Origin of the sequence: Clostridium tyrobutyricum (assembly GCF_019144085.1) — a bacterium.
GTDB lineage: Bacteria > Bacillota > Clostridia > Clostridiales > Clostridiaceae > Clostridium_B > Clostridium_B tyrobutyricum_A.
On the sequence record NZ_JAHHUY010000066.1, the window covers coordinates 1 to 1,937 of the forward strand.

2 protein-coding genes are annotated in these 1,937 nt (G+C 34.4%); one reads left to right on the plus strand and one right to left on the minus strand.

Features of this window, described 5'->3' with window-relative positions:
* Window positions 1–181: hypothetical protein (locus KM800_RS14955; RefSeq protein ID WP_217813801.1), on the minus strand; the 181-nt coding region annotated here is incomplete at its 3' end.
* A gap of 180 nt (window positions 182–361) precedes the next feature.
* Here KM800_RS14955 and KM800_RS14960 point away from each other — a divergent pair.
* Complete coding sequence (locus KM800_RS14960; protein WP_217813802.1) at window positions 362–1,894, plus strand: recombinase family protein; 1,533 nt, start codon at window positions 362–364, stop codon at window positions 1,892–1,894.
* Window positions 1,895–1,937 lie beyond the last annotated feature (43 nt).

Sequence of the window (1,937 nt, forward strand, 5' to 3'; positions counted from 1 at the left end):
CGATTTCTTTAGAAAAATAAATAATTATTCTTTTTATATCTTCTTCATAAAAACGTATAACTCTATCTTCAGGAAAAACATATGTATTGTTTTGATTATTAATATTATTTATAGTAGAACTATCTTTACTTATTTGATTTTCTATAGGAATTCCATTTTCATCTTGTAAACCATCACTCATAATTCATCCCTCATTTTAACAGCTTGTACTAATTCCTTTTTAGGTAATTATATCATCTAAAATATTTTTTAACAATAATAACGGGATCTTACAATTGTACAACAAAAAAATATTTTATATAATAAGATTGTATGAAATATTTTTTATAATGATTAAATACTTTTGAAAGGAGTCACCCTATTGCTCAAAATAGCCATATACAGCCGTAAATCAGTAGAAACAGACACAGGAGAAAGCATAAAGAATCAGATAGCAATATGCAAACAGTACTTCCAAAGACAGAACGAAGAATGCAAATTTGAAATATTTGAAGATGAAGGCTTTTCCGGTGGAAACATAAACAGACCTGACTTCAAGAGAATGATGCAGCTTGTCAAAATAAAACAGTTTGATGTAGTTGCAGTATACAAGGTAGACCGTATAGCCAGGAACATAGTGGACTTCGTTAATGTATTTGATGAACTAGACAAGCTAAATGTAAAGCTTGTATCTGTTACAGAAGGTTTCGACCCTTCCACACCTATAGGTAAAATGATGATGATGCTCCTGGCCTCCTTTGCTGAAATGGAAAGAATGAATATAGCACAGAGAGTAAAAGATAACATGAAGGAACTTGCAAAGCTTGGCAGATGGAGTGGCGGAACTGCACCTGCAGGATATTCTGTAGAGAGAATAAAAGAAAACGGCAAGGAAGTTTCATACTTGAAAAAGGAAAAAGACGCAGACAACATAAAACTCATATTTCAAAAATACGCCAGTGGTTATACTGCCTTTGAAATACACAAATATTTCAAGCTGAAAGGCTTCAACTACAATCCAAAAACCATCTATGGACTACTTACAAATCCAACTTACCTGGAAGCCACAGAAGAGTCCATAAAGTATCTTAAAAACAAAGGATACACTGTCTATGGCGAACCAAACGGATGTGGATTTCTCCCATATAACCGCAGGCCAAGATATAAAGGTGTAAAGGCATGGAAAGATAAAAGCATGATGGTAGGTGTATCAAGGCATGAACCTGCTGTAGACTTGAATTTATGGATTGCTGTACAAAGTCAGCTTGAAAAAAAGACAGTTGCTCCTCATCCACATGAAAGTAAATTTACATTTCTTACAGGTGGACTTATGAAATGCAGATGCGGGGCAGGTATGGGAGTTTCTCCTGGAAGGATAAGAAGTGACGGAACCAGGGTATATTATTTTACCTGCAGTGGTAAAAGATACAGACAAAATGGATGCTCCAACCTTTCTCTCAGAGTTGACTGGGCTGAATCCAAAGTCAAAGATTTTCTTGAGAAAATGAGGGACAAGGAGACACTTACTAAATACTATAACTCCAACAAAAAGAAATCCAATGTAGACAGAGACATAAAATCCATAAACAAAAAGATTGCATCAAATAAAAAAGCTGTTGACAGCCTTGTAGACAAGCTGATTCTTCTTTCAAATGATGCTGCCAAACCATTGGCTGAAAGAATAGAAAATCTTACACAGGAAAGCAATACTTTAAAGGAAGAACTTCTAAAACTAGAAAGAGAAAAACTTTTTAACTCTAATGACAAGTTAAATATAGATTTAATTCACAAAGCAATAATACAGTTTTTGGATACGGACTCCATGGAAGAAAAGAAGAAATTTGCAAAAGACATATTCGATAAAATCACCTGGGACAGTACCTCAAAGGAACTGCTTTTCTTTTTACAGATGTGATGTTTATTATTCTGGTCAGTACCTCCTGACCACCCCCACTCGT